21 protein-coding genes are annotated in these 18,118 nt (G+C 65.8%); 14 read left to right on the top strand and 7 right to left on the bottom strand.

Annotated features, from left to right (window positions below):
- Positions 1-2: 2 nt before the first annotated feature.
- The 3 genes from ASE11_RS09865 to ASE11_RS09855 are packed head-to-tail and all read right to left on the bottom strand — an operon-like array spanning position 3 to position 2,653.
- Positions 3-1,190, bottom strand: a complete 1,188-nt coding sequence (locus ASE11_RS09865; RefSeq protein ID WP_056269887.1) for a vWA domain-containing protein — start codon at positions 1,188-1,190, stop codon at positions 3-5.
- A 15-nt stretch (positions 1,191-1,205) separates the two neighbouring features.
- A complete protein-coding gene (locus ASE11_RS09860) occupies positions 1,206-1,799 on the bottom strand; it encodes a GNAT family N-acetyltransferase (RefSeq protein WP_056269884.1) in 594 nt (197 codons plus the stop codon).
- An 11-nt stretch (positions 1,800-1,810) separates the two neighbouring features.
- Positions 1,811-2,653, bottom strand: a complete 843-nt coding sequence (locus tag ASE11_RS09855) for an AAA family ATPase (RefSeq protein ID WP_056269880.1) — start codon at positions 2,651-2,653, stop codon at positions 1,811-1,813.
- A 181-nt stretch (positions 2,654-2,834) separates the two neighbouring features.
- Between ASE11_RS09855 and ASE11_RS09850 the strand changes: the two genes are divergently transcribed.
- Positions 2,835-3,503 carry a c-type cytochrome gene (locus ASE11_RS09850; protein WP_056269876.1) on the top strand — a complete coding sequence of 223 codons (669 nt, stop codon included), beginning with the start codon at positions 2,835-2,837 and terminating at the stop codon, positions 3,501-3,503.
- Between the two features lie 52 nt (positions 3,504-3,555).
- Here ASE11_RS09850 and ASE11_RS09845 read toward each other — a convergent pair whose 3' ends face one another.
- The 3 genes from ASE11_RS09845 to ASE11_RS09835 are packed head-to-tail and all read right to left on the bottom strand — an operon-like array spanning position 3,556 to position 5,462.
- A complete protein-coding gene (locus ASE11_RS09845) occupies positions 3,556-3,990 on the bottom strand; it encodes a DUF1841 family protein (RefSeq protein ID WP_056269872.1) in 435 nt (144 codons plus the stop codon).
- 27 nt (positions 3,991-4,017) lie between these two features.
- Positions 4,018-4,656: a trimeric intracellular cation channel family protein gene (locus ASE11_RS09840; RefSeq protein WP_056270667.1), complete on the bottom strand. Its 639-nt coding sequence runs from the start codon at positions 4,654-4,656 to the stop codon at positions 4,018-4,020.
- An 8-nt stretch (positions 4,657-4,664) separates the two neighbouring features.
- Positions 4,665-5,462, bottom strand: coding sequence for an IclR family transcriptional regulator domain-containing protein (locus ASE11_RS09835; RefSeq protein ID WP_056270662.1), 798 nt, complete (start codon positions 5,460-5,462; stop codon positions 4,665-4,667).
- 103 nt (positions 5,463-5,565) lie between these two features.
- Between ASE11_RS09835 and ASE11_RS09830 the strand changes: the two genes are divergently transcribed.
- The 6 genes from ASE11_RS09830 (at position 5,566) to ASE11_RS09805 (ending at position 11,717) form a co-directional block, all read left to right on the top strand.
- Positions 5,566-6,267, top strand: coding sequence for a 3-oxoacid CoA-transferase subunit A (locus ASE11_RS09830; protein ID WP_056269869.1), 702 nt, complete (start codon positions 5,566-5,568; stop codon positions 6,265-6,267).
- On the top strand, positions 6,264-6,905 hold the full coding sequence (locus ASE11_RS09825; protein WP_056269864.1) for a 3-oxoacid CoA-transferase subunit B: 642 nt from the start codon (positions 6,264-6,266) through the stop codon (positions 6,903-6,905). Before ASE11_RS09830 ends, ASE11_RS09825 begins: the two co-directional genes overlap by 4 nt.
- A 191-nt stretch (positions 6,906-7,096) precedes the next feature.
- A complete protein-coding gene (gene pcaF / locus ASE11_RS09820; protein WP_056269861.1) occupies positions 7,097-8,299 on the top strand; it encodes a 3-oxoadipyl-CoA thiolase in 1,203 nt (400 codons plus the stop codon).
- A gap of 131 nt (positions 8,300-8,430) precedes the next feature.
- Positions 8,431-9,300, top strand: coding sequence for an NAD(P)-dependent oxidoreductase (locus ASE11_RS09815; protein ID WP_056269857.1), 870 nt, complete (start codon positions 8,431-8,433; stop codon positions 9,298-9,300).
- Positions 9,297-10,355: a maleylacetate reductase gene (locus ASE11_RS09810; protein ID WP_056269854.1), complete on the top strand. Its 1,059-nt coding sequence runs from the start codon at positions 9,297-9,299 to the stop codon at positions 10,353-10,355. Before ASE11_RS09815 ends, ASE11_RS09810 begins: the two co-directional genes overlap by 4 nt.
- Before the next feature lie 60 nt (positions 10,356-10,415).
- Entirely contained in the window at positions 10,416-11,717 is a 1,302-nt protein-coding gene (locus ASE11_RS09805; RefSeq protein WP_056269851.1) for an NAD(P)/FAD-dependent oxidoreductase, read from the top strand.
- 11 nt (positions 11,718-11,728) lie between these two features.
- On the opposite strand, the gene ASE11_RS09800 is transcribed toward ASE11_RS09805, so the two are convergent.
- On the bottom strand, positions 11,729-12,658 hold the full coding sequence (locus ASE11_RS09800) for a LysR family transcriptional regulator (RefSeq protein ID WP_056270659.1): 930 nt from the start codon (positions 12,656-12,658) through the stop codon (positions 11,729-11,731).
- A 140-nt stretch (positions 12,659-12,798) separates the two neighbouring features.
- Between ASE11_RS09800 and ASE11_RS09795 the strand changes: the two genes are divergently transcribed.
- The 7 genes from ASE11_RS09795 to ASE11_RS09765 all read left to right on the top strand — a co-directional run bounded on the left by ASE11_RS09795 (position 12,799) and on the right by ASE11_RS09765 (position 18,083).
- Positions 12,799-13,629, top strand: coding sequence for an intradiol ring-cleavage dioxygenase (locus ASE11_RS09795; protein WP_056269846.1), 831 nt, complete (start codon positions 12,799-12,801; stop codon positions 13,627-13,629).
- Between the two features lie 38 nt (positions 13,630-13,667).
- Positions 13,668-14,759 (top strand): C4-dicarboxylate TRAP transporter substrate-binding protein, encoded by a 1,092-nt coding sequence (locus tag ASE11_RS09790; protein WP_056269841.1) that lies wholly within the window; start codon positions 13,668-13,670, stop codon positions 14,757-14,759.
- A gap of 1 nt (position 14,760) precedes the next feature.
- Positions 14,761-15,315 (top strand): TRAP transporter small permease subunit, encoded by a 555-nt coding sequence (locus ASE11_RS09785; RefSeq protein ID WP_056269838.1) that lies wholly within the window; start codon positions 14,761-14,763, stop codon positions 15,313-15,315.
- Entirely contained in the window at positions 15,312-16,631 is a 1,320-nt protein-coding gene (locus ASE11_RS09780; RefSeq protein WP_056269835.1) for a TRAP transporter large permease, read from the top strand. Before ASE11_RS09785 ends, ASE11_RS09780 begins: the two co-directional genes overlap by 4 nt.
- A 7-nt stretch (positions 16,632-16,638) precedes the next feature.
- A complete protein-coding gene (locus ASE11_RS09775) occupies positions 16,639-16,944 on the top strand; it encodes a YciI family protein (RefSeq protein WP_056269832.1) in 306 nt (101 codons plus the stop codon).
- Between the two features lie 5 nt (positions 16,945-16,949).
- Entirely contained in the window at positions 16,950-17,249 is a 300-nt protein-coding gene (locus tag ASE11_RS09770; protein WP_056269828.1) for a Dabb family protein, read from the top strand.
- A 72-nt stretch (positions 17,250-17,321) separates the two neighbouring features.
- Positions 17,322-18,083, top strand: coding sequence for a sulfite exporter TauE/SafE family protein (locus ASE11_RS09765; RefSeq protein WP_056269825.1), 762 nt, complete (start codon positions 17,322-17,324; stop codon positions 18,081-18,083).
- The last annotated feature ends 35 nt before the right edge of the window (positions 18,084-18,118 follow it).

Genomic DNA, 18,118 nt, shown 5'->3' with positions numbered 1-18,118 from the left:
AGTTATTTGGAGAGCAATCTCATCGTGTCTTCCAGCCCCTTCAAGGTCAGCGGGAACATGCGCTGGCTCATGAGTTGCTGGACCACGCTGATGCTCTGTCGATACTGCCACACGCCCTGAGGTTCCGGATTGATCCATGCGTACTTGGGAAAAGCGTGCGTGAGGCGCTGCAGCCACTCGGCGCCAGCCTCCTCGTTGTTGTATTCCACGCTGCCGCCAGGTTGCAATATTTCGTAAGGACTCATGGTCGCGTCGCCCACGAAGATCAGTTTGTAGTCCTTGTTGTACTTGCGGATGATGTCCCAGGTGGGGAACTTCTCGGCGTAGCGGCGGCGGTTGTTCTTCCACATGAAGTCGTAGACGCAGTTGTGGAAGTAATAGAAATCGAGGTGCTTGAACTCGCCCTTGACGGCCGAGAACAGCTCCTCAACCCGCTGGATGTGCTCGTCCATCGTGCCGCCCACGTCCATGAGCAGCAGCACCTTCACGTTGTTGTGCCGCTCCGGGATCATCTTGATGTCCAGGTAGCCGGCGTTGGCCGCGGTGGCGCGGATGGTGTCGGGCAGGTCCAGCTCGAATTCGTTGCCCTCACGCGCGAACTTGCGCAGGCGGCGCAGCGCCACCTTGATGTTGCGCGTGCCGAGTTCCTGCGTGTCGTCGTAGTCGCGGTAGGCGCGCTGCTCCCACACCTTCACGCCGCTATTGTTGCCACCCTTGCCGCCAATGCGCACGCCCTGCGGGTTCTGCCCGCTGTTGCCAAACGGCGAGGTGCCGCCGGTGCCTATCCATTTGCTGCCGCCCTCGTGGCGTTCTTTCTGTTCCTCAAGGCGCTTTTTCAGCGTCTCCATGAGCTCGTCCCAGTCCATCTTGGGCGCGTTGGCCTTCTGCTCGTCGGAGAGGATGCGCTCCATCTCCTGGCGCAGCCAGTCGGCGGGGATCGGCTTGGTGAAGTCCGCGATCATCTCCACGCCCTTGAAGTAGGCGGCGAAGGCGCGGTCGAACTTGTCGTAGTGCTTCTCGTCCTTCACCAGCGCGGTGCGCGCCAGGAAGTAGAAGTCGTCCATGCTGCAGGCATCGGGGTTGCGCGGCCCGACCACGTCGGCCTGCAGGGCCTCCAGCAGCATCAGGTATTCCTTGACGGAGACCGGCAGCTTGGCCGAGCGCAGCGTGTAGAAGAAGTCGATCAACATGGTGATCTCCCGGTTTCAGGCGCGAAGTGCCCGCAGGTAGAGCAGCTGGGCTTTCGCCTCCGGCCACTCACCCGCACGCATGCTGTACATCACCGTGTCGCGAATCGTGCCGTCGCGGCGCAGGGCGTGGCCGCGGATCACGCCGTCTTTCTTTGCACCGAGCCGCTCGATGGCCTGTTGCGATGCGAAGTTGTAGTTGTCGGTGCGCCAGCCCACCACGTGGCAGCCCAGCGTATCGAAGGCGTGGCCCATCATCAGCAGCTTGCAGGTGGTGTTGACATGGCTGCGCTGCGCGCTTTTGGCGTACCAGGTGTAGCCGATCTCCACGCGTTTGACCGCTGGCAGGATGTCGTGAAAGCTGGTGCTGCCGAGCACCTGACCGGTGGCCTCGTTGGTCACGGCGAAAGCGAAGCGGTGGCCCTCGTCGCGCATCTTCAGCGCCGTCTCGATGTAGCCGCGCGTCTCGTGCGGCTCGGGCACCGAGGTGATGCGCAGCTTCCAGAGTTCACCATCGGCCGCGGCGGCGCGCAGGCCGTCTTCGTGGTCCAGCGACAGCGGGACCAGGGCAATGCCGTTGTTGCGCAGGATGACGGGTTCGACGAAAGCCATGACGAATCCGTTCAACGGTTTCTCTGATTCATGAACACCAGCTTTTCAAACAGTGTGGTGTCTTGTTCGTTCTTCAGCAGCGCGCCCACCAGCGGCGGGATGCTGACCTTGCTGTCGGCGCTTTGCAGCGCTTCGAGCGGGATGTCTTCGGCCATCAGCAGCTTGAGCCAGTCGAGCAGTTCGGAGGTGCTGGGTTTTTTCTTCAGGCCTGGCAGGTTGCGCACGTCGTAGAAAGTCTTCATGGCCGCGGCCAGCAGCTCTTTCTTGAGGCTGGGGAAGTGCACGTCCACGATGCGCTGCATGGTCTCGGCGTCGGGGAACTTGATGTAGTGGAAGAAGCAGCGGCGCAGGAAGGCGTCGGGCAGCTCCTTTTCGTTGTTGGACGTGATGAAGACCAGCGGGCGGTGCTTGGCGCGCACCAGTTCGCGCGTCTCGTAGCAATAGAACTCCATGCGGTCGAGTTCGCGCAGCAGGTCGTTCGGAAACTCGATGTCGGCCTTGTCGATCTCGTCGATCAGCAGCGCCACCGGCTCGTCGGCGGTGAAGGCCTGCCACAGCACACCCTTCAAGATGTAGTTGTGGATGTCCTTGACCTTCTCCTCGCCCAGCTGACTGTCGCGCAAGCGGCTCACCGCGTCGTACTCGTACAGACCCTGCTGCGCCTTGGTGGTGCTCTTGATGTGCCACTGCAAGAGCGGCAGCTTGAGCGCGGTGGCCACCTCTTCGGCCAGCATGGTCTTGCCGGTGCCCGGCTCGCCTTTCACGAGCAGTGGGCGCTTGAGCGTGATCGCGGCGTTGACGGCCAGCATCAGGTCTTGCGTGGCGACGTAGTTCTCGGAGCCTTGGAATTTCATGAAATGCTCTGCTGGAAGGGTTGAACGGAATGGGGCATCTTGGGTGATCTGGCCCCATGGGTGCTGGCTGCAGCCTGACAATGCCCGCACCGCCGGGGGTTTTGAGGGATAGGGCGCCTCGACCGGTCTATATAATCAGCGGTTGATTTTCCCCCGCTGACTCATTCATTGTGCTTGCAAAATGACCTCACTGTTGTCCACGATCACCCGCACCCTTGTCGCCGCTGCGACGCTTTCCGCAGCCGCTTTTTCGGTTCACGCCCAGGGTGTCACGGGTGATGTGGCCGCTGGTCAGAAGAAGGCCGACATGTGCATCGGCTGCCACGGCATCACCGGTTACCAGAACAGCTTCCCCGAAATCCACAAGGTGCCGATGATCTCGGGCCAGTCGGGCGCCTACATCGTGTCGGCGCTCAACGCCTACAAGAAGGGCGACCGCAAGCACCCCACCATGCGCGGCATTGCCGGTTCGCTGAGCGAGCAGGACATGGCCGATCTGGCTGCGTACTACGCCTCGCACGCCGACAAGACCGCCCCCGACGCACCGCGCACCGCCAGCACCGCGGCCGCCGCACTGATCGAAAAGGGTGCCTGCGCCTCCTGCCACGGTGCCAACTTCAGCAAGCCGATCGACCCTAGCTACCCCAAGCTGGCTGGCCAGCACCCTGACTACCTCTTCTTCGCCCTCAAGGCGTACACGGTCGAAGGCAACAAGGTGGTGGGTCGCTCCAACGGCATCATGGCCGGCATCGCCAAGCAGTACTCGACCGCCGAGATGCGCGAGATTGCCAAGTACCTGGGGTCGCTGGACAGCGAGTTGAAAGTGGTGTCGCAGCCGCGCTTCAAGTAAGCACCGCGCCACCCCGCAGAAGCCGCTCACCGAGCGGCTTTTTCGTTTGTGTTCAGTCTTGCGTCGCGCGTCGGCGGACCTGATCGATGTAGGCCTGGCCGTCCGGTGGCCGGCCGGCGCGCTGGCTCTCCCACAGCATGGTGCCCAGGCACTCCATCACCTCGTGGTGCGCGGCATGCAGGTCGTCGCGGCGCGCGGTGAGCAGCTCCACCGCCTGGCGGATGCCCGGGGGCTGGTCGATGCTGCACTGCTCGCTGATCGACAGGTGCATGGACAGGTGGAGAAACGGGTTGTCGCGCTCGGTGCCTGGCTCGCCGATGCGTGCCAGCGCGGCATCCACGTCATTCAGCTCGGCGTGGTACTCCGGGTGCTCGGCGATCCACTGGCTGGCCAGCGACTCGATGGCTTCCATGGGCTGCTGTTGCAGCGTCTTGGCGTGCACGGCGCAGAAGAAGCGGCGCACGTCGGCTTGGGTCGGGTTGAACATGGGGCGATTGTCCCGCAGCGCAGCGCGTCACAGCCGCCAGGTGGGCAATTGCCAGTTGCGCCACAGGGCCAGACCGCGCAGCCCGGCGGTGACGCCCACACAGGCCAGCAGCGCCAGCCAGCCCGGGGCCTGCAGGTGCCACAGGCCCACGTAGACCCAGCTGCCGGCAAAGGCGCACACGGCGTAGGGCCGGTGGTCGTGGAAGGCGGTGGGAATCTCGTTGCACACCACGTCGCGCAGCACGCCGCCGAAGACGCCGGTGGTCAGCCCCATGAGCACGGCCACCAGCGCGGGCATGTCCAGCAGCAACGCCTGGTGCACGCCGGTGGCGGCAAACAGGCCCAGGCCCAGCGCGTCGGGCCACTGCATGGCGCGCTCGGTGATCGGGAAATGGCGCGAGCGCAGGAACAGCATGGCCAGCACGCACAGCGCGAACACGCCCCACAGCAGCTCCACATGGCGCACCCAGAAAAATGGTCGTTGATCCAGCAGCAAGTCGCGCAAGGTGCCGCCACCAAACGCGGCCAGGAACCCGACCACGCAGACGCCCACCGCATCGAGCTTCTTGCGCGCGCCGGCCATCACGCCCGACAGCGCAAAGGCGGCGGTGGCGCTGATCTCGACCAGCAGGCGCAGGCCTTCGCCCCAGAGCGCGACGTTGCTCATGGCCGGGTTCATGCGCCGCCTTTCACCGCCAGCAGCGCGGAGATCTGGCGGGCAGCTTCCAGCAGCGGCGGCAGCAGGGTGTCTTGCACCACGCGGGCGCTGGTGCGGTTGGCCTGGCCGCTGAGGTTCAGCGCCGCCACCATGCGCCCGCCGCCGTCCACCAGCGGCGCGGCCAGCGAGATCAGTCCTTCCTCCAGTTCCTGGTTCACCAGGCACCAGCCCTGCTTGCGCACCTGCTGCACGCGGGTGAGCAGGGTGGCCGGGTCGGTGATGGTGTGGCGGGTGAGTGGCTTGAGGTCGGACGCATCCAGACGCGTGCGCACCTCGTCGTCGCTCAGGCCGGCGAGCAGCATGCGGCCCAGCGAGGTGCAGTAGGCCGGCAGGCGCGAGCCGATGCCCAGCGAGTTCTTCATGATCTTGTGGGTGGGCACGCGCATGACGTAGACGATGTCGGTGCCGTCCAGCACCGCGGCCGAACTCGATTCCTTCACCGACTCGACCAGCGCCTCGACCACCGGCTCGGCCAGGTTCCAGATCGGCATGGACGAGAGGTAGGCGAAGCCCAGGTCGAGGATGCGCGCGGTGAGACGGAAGTCGCGACCGTCGGTTTCCACATAACCCAGCGCCTGCAGCGTGAGCAGGATGCGGCGCGCGCCGGCGCGTGTGAGGCCGCTGCGCGCGGCGACTTCGCTCAGGGTCTGGCGCGGCGCCTGTGCGCTGAAGCTGCGGATGACTTCGAGCCCGCGCGCGAACGATTGCACGTAGCTGTCGCCGGGGCGGGGTGGGGCGTTGGTGACTGAGGGCATGGATCGCATTCGGTGAATGCCTGTTTATAATTCATTCTGCGAACATTTGTTCTTTGTACGAACAGATTTCACGGCGCCGCATTCGACCCGAACAGGAGACAACGTGATCAACAAGATTTCCCCCTCGATCGCCGACGCACTTTCGGTGGTGCGCGACGGGCACACCGTGCTGATCGGTGGTTTCGGCACCTCGGGCATTCCCGCCGAGCTGATCGACGGCCTGATCGAGCACGGCGCGCGCGAGCTCACGGTGGTGAACAACAACGCCGGCAATGGCGACACGGGTCTCGCCGCGTTGCTGGCCGCCGGGCGGGTGCGCAAGATCATCTGCAGCTTCCCGCGCCAGGCCGACAGCCATGTGTTCGACGGTCTCTACCGCGCCGGCAAGATCGAGCTGGAGCTTGTGCCTCAGGGCAACCTGGCCGAGCGGCTGCGCGCCGCCGGTGCCGGCATTGGCGGCTTCTTCACGCCCACCGGCTACGGCACGGCGCTGGCCGAGGGCAAGGAAACGCGTGAGATCAACGGCCGCCACCACGTGTTCGAGTCGCCGCTGGCGGGTGACGTGGCCCTGATCAAGGCCGAGCGCGGCGACCGCTGGGGCAACCTCATCTACCGCAAGGCCGCGCGCAACTTCGGGCCGGTGATGGCCATGGCCGCGCGCCACACCATCGCCACCGTGCACCACATCGTTGAACTCGGTGAGCTCGACCCCGAGACAATCGTCACGCCCGGCATCCACGTTGGAAAAATCGTTCGCATCGATCGCGTGGCCACTCAAGCCGGCGGCTTCAAGGGGTCCGTATGAACTACCAGAAACGCAGCAAGGCCGAACTCGCCCAACGCGTGGCGTGCGACATTCACGACGGCGCCTATGTGAACCTGGGCATCGGCATGCCCACCCAGGTGGCCAACCACCTGGCCCAGGGCATCGAGGTGGTGTTGCACAGCGAAAACGGCATCCTGGGCATGGGCCCGGCGCCGGCCGCGGGGGATGAGGACTACGACCTCATCAACGCCGGCAAACAGCCGGTGACGCTGCTGCCCGGCGGCTCGTACTTCCACCACGCCGACAGCTTCGGCATGATGCGCGGCGGCCACCTCGACATCTGCGTGCTCGGTGCGTTCCAGGTCTCGGCCACCGGCGACCTGGCCAACTGGAGCACCGGCGAGCCCGGCGCCATTCCCGCCGTGGGCGGCGCGATGGACCTGGCCGTGGGCGCCAAACAGACCTGGGTGATGATGGACCTGCTCGACAAACAGGGCCGCAGCAAGGTGGTGGCCACCTGCAGCTACCCGCTCACCGGTGTCGCCTGCGTGAAACGCATTTACACCGATCTCGCCACACTCGCGTGCACGCCCGAGGGCCTGCGGCTCATCGACAAGGTCGATGGCCTGGAACACGCCGAACTAGAAAGCCTGGTGGGTCTGCCCATCGCAAAATAGTCTCGTCGGGATGCACAAGTTTCATCTGCTCGTGCACACCCATTTCCCCGTTCGGGCTGAGCCTGTCGAAGCCCCCTCGCCAACATCAAGCGAAGACTTCGACAAGCTCAGTCCGAACGGATTTCCTGCCGATCGTCCTGAGCCTGTCGAAGGGCAAGCTCAGGGCGAACGGTGTTTTTGAAGTACCTGCCATGACCCAAGCCTTCATCTGCGACGCCATCCGAACCCCCATCGGCCGTTACGGCGGCGCGCTCTCCAGCGTGCGCACCGACGACCTCGGCGCCATCCCGCTGCGCGCGCTGATGCAGCGCAACCCGGGGGTGGACTGGGCCAGCATCACCGACGTGATCTTTGGCTGCGCCAACCAGGCCGGCGAAGACAACCGCAACGTGGCCCACATGGCCAGCCTGCTGGCCGGCCTGCCGATGGAAGTGCCCGGCGCCACCATCAACCGCCTGTGCGGCTCGGGCCTCGATGCCCTGGGCACCGCGGCGCGCGCCATCCGCGCGGGCGAGGCCGGCCTCATGATCGCCGGCGGCGTGGAGAGCATGAGCCGCGCGCCCTTCGTGATGCCCAAAGCCGAGACCGCCTTCGGCCGCAACAACGCGGTGTACGACACCACCATCGGATGGCGCTTCGTCAACAAGTTGATGAAAGAAAAGTACGGCGTGGACTCCATGCCCGAGACCGCCGAGAACGTGGCGACCGAATTCAAGATCGAGCGCGAGGCGCAGGACCGCATGGCCCTGGCCAGCCAGACCAAAGCCGTGGCCGCGCAGAAGGCCGGGCATCTCGCGCGCGAGATCGTCGCAGTGACGATCCCGCAGAGGAAGGGCGACGCCCTCGTGGTGGAGCACGACGAACACCCGCGCGCCACGACCATGGAGTCGCTCGCCAGGCTCAAGGGCGTGGTGCGGCCCGACGGCAGCGTGACCGCCGGCAACGCCAGCGGCGTGAACGACGGCGCCTGCGCCCTGCTGTTGGCCGATGAAGCGAGCGCGAAGAAGAACGGCCTGACGCCACGCGCCCGTGTGGTCGGCATGGCCACGGTGGGCGTGGCCCCGCGCATCATGGGCATCGGCCCGGCGCCGGCCACGAAGAAGGTGCTGGCGCTCACCGGCCTGTCGCTGGCGCAGATGGACGTGATCGAACTCAACGAGGCCTTTGCCGCGCAAGGCCTGGCCGTGCTGCGCATGCTCGGCCTGCAGGACGACGACGAGCGTGTGAACGCCTGGGGCGGCGCCATTGCGTTGGGCCACCCGCTGGGCGCCAGCGGCGCGCGTCTGGCCACCACGGCGGTGAACCGCCTGCACGCCACCGGCGGGCGCTACGCGCTGTGCACCATGTGCATCGGCGTGGGGCAGGGCATTGCATTGGTGATCGAACGCGTCTGACGCGCGCGTTTTCCGGCGCGCGCAAAACTGATTTGCGCGGCGCCGGTTGAAGTGGCACGGCAGGCCCGCGACACTGCCCGCAAGGCTGGAGCGGGCACCTTCGCACGCGACCGGCGACCAGGAGACAACACATGCGATTGCACTTCATTGGTGTGGGCAAGATGGGCCTGCCCATGGCCCTGCACCTGCGCGCCAGCGGCGCCGACCTCAGCGTGAGCGACAACGACCCCGCACGCCACACGATCGCGATTGAGCAGGGGCTTGCCGTGACCACCGACGTGGCGCTGGCGCTGCAACAGGCCGATGGCGTGTTTTCGTCCCTGCCGCACGACGCCGCCCTGCTGAAAGTGGCCGAACAGGTGGCCACGTACGCGCGATCGGGCACGTTCTGGGTCGACACCAGCACCGTCTCGCCCACCGCGTCGGCGCGGGCCGCGCAGATCTGCGCAGGCGCGGGCATCGAGCATGTGCGCACCACCGTGTCGGGCAACAACAAAATGGCCGAAGCCGCGCAGCTCACCGTGCTGGCTTCGGGCCCGCGCGACACCTACGACCGGCTGCTGCCGCTGCTGCAGCGCTGGGGGCCGAACCAGTTTTACCTGGGCGAGGCCGAGCAGGCGCGCCTGATGAAGCTGGTGATCAACCTCATGATCGCGCAGACCAGCGCCATGCTGGGCGAGGCGCTCACGCTGGGCCGCAAGGGCGGACTGGACTGGCACGACATGTGGCGCGTGATGGGCGCGAGCGCCGTGGCTTCGCCCATCGTCAAGGCCAAGTCGGCACAACTCGCGGAGCGCGATTTTTCCGCCACCTTCACCGTGAACCAGATGGTCAAGGACCTCGACCTCATCCTGGGTGCCGCGAGCGAACACCAGGTGCCGCTGCCCCAGACCGCCCTGACCCGCCAGCTCATGGACGCCGCGCGCGCCCACGGCGATGCGGATGCCGACTACGCCGCCATCATCAAGGCGGTCGAACGCAGTGCAGGGCTGACCACATGAAACGATTCCACTATCAGAGCCTGCCCTCGCGGGTGGTGTTTGGCGCAGGCTCGCTGGCCGAGCTGCCGCAAGAGATCGATGCCATGGGCGCGCACCGCGCGCTGGTGCTGTGCACGCCCGAGCAGCGTGGCATGGCCGAGCGTGTGGTGGCCCTGCTGGGTGAGCGCGCCGCCGGCGTGTTCGACCGCGCCGTGATGCACGTGCCCATCGAGACGGCGCGCGAAGCCCGCGAGGTGGCGCACCAGCTGGGCGCCGACTGTGCCGTGGCCATCGGCGGCGGTTCCACCACCGGTCTGGGCAAGGCCATCGCGCTTGACTCGGGTCTGCCCATCCTGGCCATCCCCACCACCTACGCCGGCTCCGAGATGACGCCGATCTACGGCATCACCGAGGCCGGTCTGAAGAAGACCGGCAAGGACATTCGCGTGTTGCCGCGCACCGTGATCTACGACCCCGAACTCAGCCTGGGCCTGCCCGTCGGACTGAGCGTCACCAGCGGCATCAACGCGATCGCGCACGCCGCCGAAGGCCTGTACGCGGTCGACGCCAACCCCATCATCAGCCTCATGGCGCAGGAAGGCATCGCGGCCCTGGGCCGCGCGCTGCCGGTGATCAAGGCCAACCCCGGCGACGTGACCGCGCGGTCTGATGCGCTGTACGGCGCCTGGCTCTGCGGCACCGTGCTCGGCGCGGTGGGCATGGCTCTGCACCACAAGCTCTGCCACACCCTGGGCGGCAGCTTCAACCTGCCGCACGCCGAAACCCACACCATCGTGCTGCCGCATGCGCTGGCCTACAACGCGGCCGCAGTGCCCGAGGCCGTGGCCCGCATCGCCACCGCGCTGGGCGGCACCAACGCGGCACAAGCGGTGTTCGATCTGGCGCGGGACAACGGCGCTCCCGTGGCGCTGCGTGACATCGGCATGCTGGAGGCCGATCTGGACCGGGCCTGTGAGATTGCGATGAGCAACCAGTACCCGAATCCGCGGGCGTTGGAGGCAGAGGCGATCCGGCGGTTGTTGCAGGATGCGTTCGAGGGGCGACGACCGGGTTGATCTCGGCCCGACCTGCGCTCCTCTACAGTCGGACCTGTAACTCATGCAGGGAAGACACACATGCAACAACAGCGCATCGTGATCGTGGGAGGCGGCGCAGGCGGCCTGGAACTGGCGTGCAAACTCGGGCGCCGGATGGGTGCGGAACAGGTCACGCTGGTGGACCAGCAGCTCTTCCACATCTGGAAACCCTCTCTCCACGAGGTGGCCGCAGGCACGCTCGACATCCACCAGGAGGGCTTGTCGTACGAAATGCTGGCGCACGACAACGGCTTCACCTTCTGCCTGGGCGCCATGACCGGGCTGGACTTGCCCGGCAAGGTGCTGAGCGTGGCGCCCGTGGTGGACGAGCACGGCGAGGAACTGGTGCCGGCGCGCCAGTTGCCGTTTGACCAATTGGTCTTCGCCGTGGGCAGCACGGCCAACCACTACAACGTGCCCGGGGCTGCGGAGTTCACGCTTTCGCTCAACCGCCCGGCAGATGCGGAGCACTTTCGCCTGCGCATGCTCAAGCTGCTCACGGCGGCCGATCTGCGCAAGAGCGCCGGCGCAGAGGGCCAGGTGCGCATCGTGATCATCGGGGGCGGCGCCACCGGCGTGGAGCTGGCGGCCGAATTGCGCGAAGCCAGCGTGGTGCATTCGCGCTACGGCTTTCGCCGGATCGACCCGCACCGCGACGTGCAGATCACCTTGCTCGAAGGTGCCGATCGCATCCTCGCGCCTTTGCCCGGGAAGGTGTCGGTCGCCGCTGCGCAGTTGCTGAAAGAGCGCCATGTGAACATCGAAGTGAACTGCCGGGTGGCGCGCATCACGCCGCAACAGGTGGAGGACGCCGCAGCTCGCGTGTTTCCTTCCGATCTGGTGGTGTGGGCCGCCGGCATCAAGGCGCCCGACGTGCTGGCCACGCTGGGCATGCCCACCGGTCGATCAGGGCAGCTCCAGGTGACGGACCGCCTGCTGGTGCAGGGCCAGACCGACATTTACGCCCTGGGCGACTGCGCCGCCTGCCCCACGGCCGACGGCGGCTGGGTGCCGCCGCGCGCCCAGGCCGCGCACCAGCAGGCCAGCTACCTGGTAGAGGCGCTCACGCGGCGTGCCCAGGGCCAGTCAGCACCCGATCGACCCTATGTCTACAAGGACCACGGCTCGCTGGTGTCGTTGGGCACGCAGTCGTCGGTGGGCAACCTCATGGGCAACCTGTTCCGCTCAACCTGGTTTGTGCAGGGCCTGCTGGCCCGCACCATGTACGTGAGCCTGCATCTGATGCACCACCAGGCCGTGCTCGGCACCATGCGCACCGCAGTGCTGGCGCTGGCTCGCTTCCTGGTCAAGCGGGCCACGCCGCTGGTGAAACTGCACTGAGCGTCCCAGCGTCAGTACACCGTGAACCGCCCCGTCCACTTGCGCTCATACCCCATCTTCACAAAGTGCTCGGCCATGAAGTCGATGAAGGTGCGCACCTTGGCGCTGAGGTGTTTTCGGCTGGGGTAGGCCAGGTTCACCGTGATGCGGGGCAGGTCCCAGTCGTCAAGCACGGGCACCAGGCGACCGGCCACGATGTCGTCGTAGACGATGTAGCTGGGCTGCACCAGGATGCCCAGGCCGTCGAGTGCGGCGGCGCGCAGGATCTGGCCGTCGTTCGATTCGAGCAGGGCCTTCACTGCCACCGTCTGGCTCTCTTCACCGCGCGTGAAGCGCAGTTCGTAGGGGTTGTTGGCGTGCACATAAATCAACAGGTGGTGGCGCTGCAGATCGTCCAGCGTCTTGGGGAAACCGTGTTTGGCGAGATACCGCGGTGAGGCGGTGAGCACGCGGCGGGTTTCGGCCAGGCGGCGGATGGTGATGTTGCTGTCGGGCTCGACCTCGCGGTTGCGGATCGCCACGTCGATGTTGTTGTCGATGATGTCCAGGTAGCGGTTGGCGGCTTCCACGTGCACGGTCACGTTGGGGTAACGCTCGGTGTATTCGCGCAGCAGCGGTGCGATGTGGTGCAGCGAGAACGAGAGCGAGGCGCTGATGCGCAGCGTGCCGGTTGGGTTGAGCGCGGCGGCGTTCACCGTGGACTCGGCGTCGCGCAGGTCGGCCAGGATGCTGCGGGCGCGCTGAAAGAACTCCTGACCCGTGTCGGTGAGGTAGAGGCGGCGCGTGTTGCGCTCCACCAGGCGCACGCCCAGGCGCTCTTCAAGCGCGGCCAGCTGGCGGCTGGCGCTGGCGTTGGACATGTCCATCAACTCCGCCGCACGGCTCAAGCTGCCGCTCTCGGCCACGTGCACAAACAACTCCATCTCGGTCCAGCGATCCATGTTCACCCCGTATTTGCAGCGCGCGGAAAAGTCATTTGCAGCGCCGCACTGGATGACATTGTGCTCAGCTTCTACAGTGCGGGCATACAGAGAAAACCCCGCAGGAAGAACCAGCAGGAAGAACTCGAAGGAGACCAGCCGTGCGCAACCTCGACCAATACAACATCACGCAAGCGGTGATCGCGCGCTTCGCGCACACGCCCGATCCGCGCCTGAAGGAGATCATGACCAGCCTGGTGCAACACCTGCACGCCTTTGCGCGCGAGGTGAAGCTGACCGAGGCCGAGTGGATGCAGGGCATCGAATTCCTCACGGCCACCGGCCAGAAGTGCGATGACAAGCGCCAGGAGTTCATCTTGCTGTCCGACACGCTGGGTCTGTCGATGCTGACCGTGGCGATGAACAATGACAAGCCGCCCGGCTGCACCGAGGCCACGGTGTTCGGCCCGTTCCATGTCGAAGGCGCACCGCACATCGAGCTGGGTGGCGACGTGGCGCAGGGCGCCAAGGGCACGCCGTGCGAGGTGCGCGGGACGGTGCGCGGCCTGGACGGTGCGCCGGTGCCGCTGGCGCACATCGAGGTCTGGCAGGCCGACGCCGAGGGGATGTACGACGTGCAGCGCCCCGACTGCGATGGTGCCCAGGCCCGCGGCGTGCTGCAGGCCGACGAGCGGGGCCGCTACCACTTCACCTCGATCCTGGCCGAGGCCTACCCGATTCCCGACGACGGCCCGGTGGGCGACATGCTCAAAGCCACCAAACGCCACCCGTGGCGCCCGGCCCACCTGCACTTCCTCATCAAGGCCCCGGGCTACCAGACGCTGATCACCCATGTGTTTCGCAACGGCGACCAGTACCTGGATTCCGACGCGGTGTTCGGCGTGCGCGAATCGCTGATCGCCGACTGGCTGCCCCAGGCCGACGGCACTTACCTCGTCGAGTTTGATTTCGTGCTGAACCCGGCCGCCTGATCCTTTTCGTTACCGCCCCACCACAAGGAGACAAGACCATGATGAAACGCGCCTTCCTCGCCACCACGCTGGTGGCCGCTCTCACCGCCGCCGGCATGGGCACCGCCCATGCGCAGCAAACCTTCAAGCTCACCATCGCGTCGAGCCACCCGACCACGCTGCCCTGGGTCGGTCTCATGAGCTCGCTGTTCGTGCCCGAGGTCAACAAGCGCGTGGCCGCGCTCAACAAGGGCTACAAGATCGAATGGCGCGAAGCCTACGGTGGCCAGCTCTACAAGATGAACGCCACGCTCACCAGCGTGGAGCAGGGCATCACCGACATCGGCTGGGTGTTCCACAACCTCGAAGCCGCCAAGATGCCGCTCTCGCAGTTCGGCACCGTGACCCCGTTCACCACCGACGACGTGCGCATCATTCTGGACGTGGCCAACGAGATGAACGAGAAGGTGCCTGCGCTGCAAAAGGAATGGGAGAAGAACAACATGGTGTTCCTGGGCGCCACCGGCGTGGACACCTACCACCTGTTCACCAAGAACCCGATCGCCACCTACGCCGACCTCAAGGGCCGCAAGATCAGCGCGCCCGGCAGCATCGGTCTGTGGCTCAAGGGTTCGGGCGCGGTGCCGGTGGACGGCTCGCTGACCAGCTACTACACCGACATCCAGACGGGCGTGAGCGAGGGCACGATCTCGATCGCCACCGGGATCCTGCCCAACAAGATCTACGAGGTGGCGCCTTACGTGACCACGGTGAACATCGGTGCGCTCTACATCGGCGGCATGGCCATGAACAAGGACAGCTACGCCGGCCTGCCGCCCGAGGTGCAGCAGATCGTGAAAGACGTGGGCAAGGAGTATTCGAAGGCGCTGGGCGCCACGCTGATGCAGCGCTACGAGACCGCGCTCAAGACCATGGAGACCAACGGCGCGAAGCAGACGCCGTCGGTGCGCATCACCAACATGAGTTCGGGCGAGCGCGACAAGTGGGTCAAGACCATGCCCAACCTGGCGGCCGAGTGGGCCAAGACGAATGCATCCAAGGGCCCGGCGAAGGAGATCGTGAAGACCTACATGGATGCGCTGCGCAAGCGGGGCGTGAAGCCCGCGCGCGACTGGGACAAAGAGCTCTGACATGAGCTATGAAGCCAACACCGACCTAGAAGCGGGTCCACCGCCTTCCGGTGCGCCCACCAGTGCGTTCGGGCGCCTGATCGACAGCCTCAATGCCTTTGGCTCGATCGTCATCGGCCTGGTGATGGTGCTGATGGTGGTGGACGTGCTGATGCGAAACCTGCTCAACCACCCCATCGACGGCGTGGCCGAGCTGGTGGCCACGTCCATCGTGGTGATCGTGTTCCTGCAGCTGCCGGCGACCTTGCGCCACGGCCGCATGAGCCGGGCCGACCTGTTCATCGACCCCTACATCCTCAAGCGTCCCCGCGCCGGCAGGCGGCTGCGCGCGGTGTTTTCGGTGGTGGGCATTTTCGCCTGCGGCGTCATCGCTTACGCCACCTGGCCGCTGCTCAGCCGCGCCTGGGGCAACGACGAGTTCCTGGGCATCGAAGGCATCTTCACCTTCCCCACCTGGCCCATGCGGCTGGTGGTGCTGGGGGGTGCGGCGCTGGCTGCCATTCAATACGCCTTGCTGGCGTTTCAGGACTGGCGCGAAGCCGGAGAGACCGCATGACCGAACTGCACATCGGCATTGCCGCCATCGTCTGCATGCTCGCAGGCATCTACTTCGGCATGCACATCGGCATCGCGCTGATCGCCACCTCGTTCGTGAGCGTGTGGCTGATCAAGAGCCCCGAGGTTGCGGCACGTTTTGTGGCGGCGTCTGCCAACGACGCGATCCGCGACTATCTGTTTGGCGTCATCCCGCTCTTCGTGCTCATGGGCATGCTGGTGAGTGTGTCGGGGGTGGGGAGAGACACGTTCGACGTGTTCCAGTGGCTCTTGCGCCGCATCCGCGGCGGCCTGGGCCTGGCCACGGTGGCGGCCAACGCGGTGTTCGCCGCCATCACCGGCATCTCCATCGCTTCGGCCTCGGTGTTCACCAAGGTTGCGGTGCCCGAGATGATCCGCCACGGCTACACACCGCGCTTCTCGGTGGGCGTGGTGGCCGGCTCTTCCGTGCTGGGCATGCTCATTCCACCCAGCCTGCTGATGATCATTTACGGCGTGCTGGCTGAAGAATCCATTGGCCGCATGTTCATCGCCGGCATCATTCCCGGCGCCTTGCTGGCGCTAGGTTTCTGTGTGCTGATCGTGGGCATGGCGTGGCTGGTGCCGCACAAGGTGGGCACGCCTGAAGCGCTGGCGGGTGTGGGCGCCGGGATTGAAGAAACACCGCTGTCGGCCGCCAAGAAGTTCGTGCCCATCCTGCTGCTCATCACCCTGGTGCTCGGCGGCCTGTATGCGGGCTTCTTCACACCCACCGAAGCGGGTGCCGTGGGTGCTGCGGGGGCGTTGGTGATTGCACTGGTGCGCGGGCGCCTCACCTGGCGCAAGCTGTGGCAGGTGCTGGTGGAGACCGGCTTTGTGTCGGTTTCGGTGCTCTTCCTCATCATCGCGGCCATGCTCTACAGCCGCATGCTCGCGCTCACCGGCATGCCCTCAGCCGTGACCGAAGGCATCACGAACATGGGTCTGGGCCCTTGGGGCTTTCTGTTCATGTACGTGCTGATCGTGATCGCGCTGGGCTGCATCATCGATTCGGTTTCCATCATGCTGATCATGTTGCCCATCGTGTTGCCGATCGCGCGCGCCTTCGGCATGGACGTGGTGTGGTTCGGCGTCATCACCGTGGTGGCGGTGGAAATCGGCCTGCTCACGCCGCCCTTCGGCGTGTCGGTCTACACCGTGAAGTCGGCGCTGAACGACCCGCGCATCACCGTGCGCGACATCTTCGCCGGCAGCTTTCCGTTCGTGCTGATGATGGTCGTCGTGCTGGTCATCCTGGCCGCCTTCCCCAGCCTGTCCACTTCGCTGGCCTACCTCTGAGACAACCATGCTGTTCACCTTCATCCTCATCGATAAACCCGATTCCGCCGCGCTGCGCGCCGCTGTGCGCCCGCCGCACAAGGCCTATCTGGCGGCGGTGGCCGATCGCATCGCGTTTGCCGGTCCGTTCGTGCACGACGACGGTGCCACCATGCTGGGCAGCCTGCTGGTGATCGACTTCCCGACGCGCGACGCGGCCCACGCCTGGCTGGCAGAAGAGCCGTTCACCCAGGCCGGTCTGTATGGCAGCTCCTCGGTGCATGCGTTCGTCAACCTCTGGCCCCAAAAGGCCGGCTTCCCGCCCGCCGCTTGAACACCATGGTCAAGCACATCGTCATGTGGAACATCCAGGGCGGGTCCGACGGGGCCAAGGCCGCTTCGATCGACCGCGTCAAAGCCGCGTTTGAAGCCTTGCGCGGCAAGATTCCCGGTTTGCTTCATCTGGAGATCGGCGTGGACCGCAGCGGTGTCGACTACGCCTGTGACGTGGTGCTGTATTCCGAATTCGAGTCGCAGGCTGCGCTCGACGCTTACGCCGTGCACCCCGAACACCTGCGGGTGCGCCAGGCCATCGAAGGCCTGCGTGTGGCGCGTCACCAGGTGGACTACACAGCCTGAAGCACCCGCCGATAATCCAACCACCTCAACGAGCCCGCTCCGTGAAGCGGGCTCTTCTTTTGTCTGCTGCCCGTGGCCCTGTCCCTCATCACCGATCCGTTCTTTTATGCCGTGGCGATTCCCGCCGTGCTGTTGCTGGGTGTGAGCAAGAGCGGGTTCGGCGCGGGCTTCGGCTCGTTGGCCGTGCCCATGATGGCGCTGGCGGTCACGGTGCCACAGGCCGCGGCCATCCTCATGCCGGTGCTGCTGCTCATGGATCTGCTGGGCATGGCGGCGTTTCGCAAGAACGTGGACCGGCGCCTGCTGATGTTCCTGCTGCCGTTCGGTCTGGCCGGCATCGTGGTGGGCGCGCTGCTGTTCAAGGTGCTGGACGCGCGCATGGTGGCCGGCATCGTGGGTGTGTTCACGCTCTTGTTCCTGGCCCAGCGCCTTGCGTTCCCGCCCAAGCCCGACAGCGCGCCGCCGCCGAAATGGATCGGTGCACTGCTCACCGTCACCTCCGGTTTCACCAGCTTCATCGCGCACGCGGGCGGGCCACCGCTCAATGCCTACGTGATCCCGCTGCGCCTGCCCCCTCTGCTGTTCACCGGCACGCTGGCCTTCTTCTTTTTCTTCATCAACCTGGCCAAGTGGATTCCTTATGCCTGGCTGGGCTTGCTCGATGTGCGCAACATGACGACCTCGTTGGCGCTGTTGCCGTTCGCGCCCATCGGCGTGTGGGTGGGCGTGCGCATTGCGCACCGCATCAAGCCGCAGCTGTTCTACCGGATGGTCTACACCGGCATGTTTCTCACGGGCTGCAAACTGGTGTGGGACGCGCTGGCGATAACATAGGCGCTCGCCGTACCAGCCCTTGCCCGCGCCTTCGC

The organism is Hydrogenophaga sp. Root209 (assembly GCF_001428625.1).
Classification (GTDB): Bacteria; Pseudomonadota; Gammaproteobacteria; order Burkholderiales; family Burkholderiaceae_C; genus Hydrogenophaga.
The sequence above is the reverse complement of the archived record's forward strand: the minus strand, read 5'-3'. Positions and strand labels throughout refer to the sequence as shown.

Excerpts from the sequence above, each read along its gene's own strand:
- ASE11_RS09860 (WP_056269884.1), bottom strand. The coding sequence starts at position 1,799 with ATGGCTTTCGTCGAACCCGTCATCCTGCGCAACAACGGCATTGCCCTG.
- ASE11_RS09785 (WP_056269838.1), top strand. The coding sequence starts at position 14,761 with ATGAGCTATGAAGCCAACACCGACCTAGAAGCGGGTCCACCGCCTTCC.
- ASE11_RS09835 (WP_056270662.1), bottom strand. The coding sequence starts at position 5,462 with ATGCCCTCAGTCACCAACGCCCCACCCCGCCCCGGCGACAGCTACGTG.
- ASE11_RS09770 (WP_056269828.1), top strand. The coding sequence starts at position 16,950 with ATGGTCAAGCACATCGTCATGTGGAACATCCAGGGCGGGTCCGACGGG.
- ASE11_RS09810 (WP_056269854.1), top strand. The coding sequence starts at position 9,297 with ATGAAACGATTCCACTATCAGAGCCTGCCCTCGCGGGTGGTGTTTGGC.
- ASE11_RS09780 (WP_056269835.1), top strand. The coding sequence starts at position 15,312 with ATGACCGAACTGCACATCGGCATTGCCGCCATCGTCTGCATGCTCGCA.
- ASE11_RS09805 (WP_056269851.1), top strand. The coding sequence starts at position 10,416 with ATGCAACAACAGCGCATCGTGATCGTGGGAGGCGGCGCAGGCGGCCTG.
- ASE11_RS09775 (WP_056269832.1), top strand. The coding sequence starts at position 16,639 with ATGCTGTTCACCTTCATCCTCATCGATAAACCCGATTCCGCCGCGCTG.
- ASE11_RS09815 (WP_056269857.1), top strand. The coding sequence starts at position 8,431 with ATGCGATTGCACTTCATTGGTGTGGGCAAGATGGGCCTGCCCATGGCC.
- ASE11_RS09825 (WP_056269864.1), top strand. The coding sequence starts at position 6,264 with ATGAACTACCAGAAACGCAGCAAGGCCGAACTCGCCCAACGCGTGGCG.
- ASE11_RS09800 (WP_056270659.1), bottom strand. The coding sequence starts at position 12,658 with ATGGATCGCTGGACCGAGATGGAGTTGTTTGTGCACGTGGCCGAGAGC.
- ASE11_RS09865 (WP_056269887.1), bottom strand. The coding sequence starts at position 1,190 with ATGTTGATCGACTTCTTCTACACGCTGCGCTCGGCCAAGCTGCCGGTC.
- ASE11_RS09850 (WP_056269876.1), top strand. The coding sequence starts at position 2,835 with ATGACCTCACTGTTGTCCACGATCACCCGCACCCTTGTCGCCGCTGCG.
- ASE11_RS09840 (WP_056270667.1), bottom strand. The coding sequence starts at position 4,656 with ATGAGCAACGTCGCGCTCTGGGGCGAAGGCCTGCGCCTGCTGGTCGAG.
- ASE11_RS09790 (WP_056269841.1), top strand. The coding sequence starts at position 13,668 with ATGATGAAACGCGCCTTCCTCGCCACCACGCTGGTGGCCGCTCTCACC.
- pcaF (WP_056269861.1), top strand. The coding sequence starts at position 7,097 with ATGACCCAAGCCTTCATCTGCGACGCCATCCGAACCCCCATCGGCCGT.
- ASE11_RS09855 (WP_056269880.1), bottom strand. The coding sequence starts at position 2,653 with ATGAAATTCCAAGGCTCCGAGAACTACGTCGCCACGCAAGACCTGATG.
- ASE11_RS09845 (WP_056269872.1), bottom strand. The coding sequence starts at position 3,990 with ATGTTCAACCCGACCCAAGCCGACGTGCGCCGCTTCTTCTGCGCCGTG.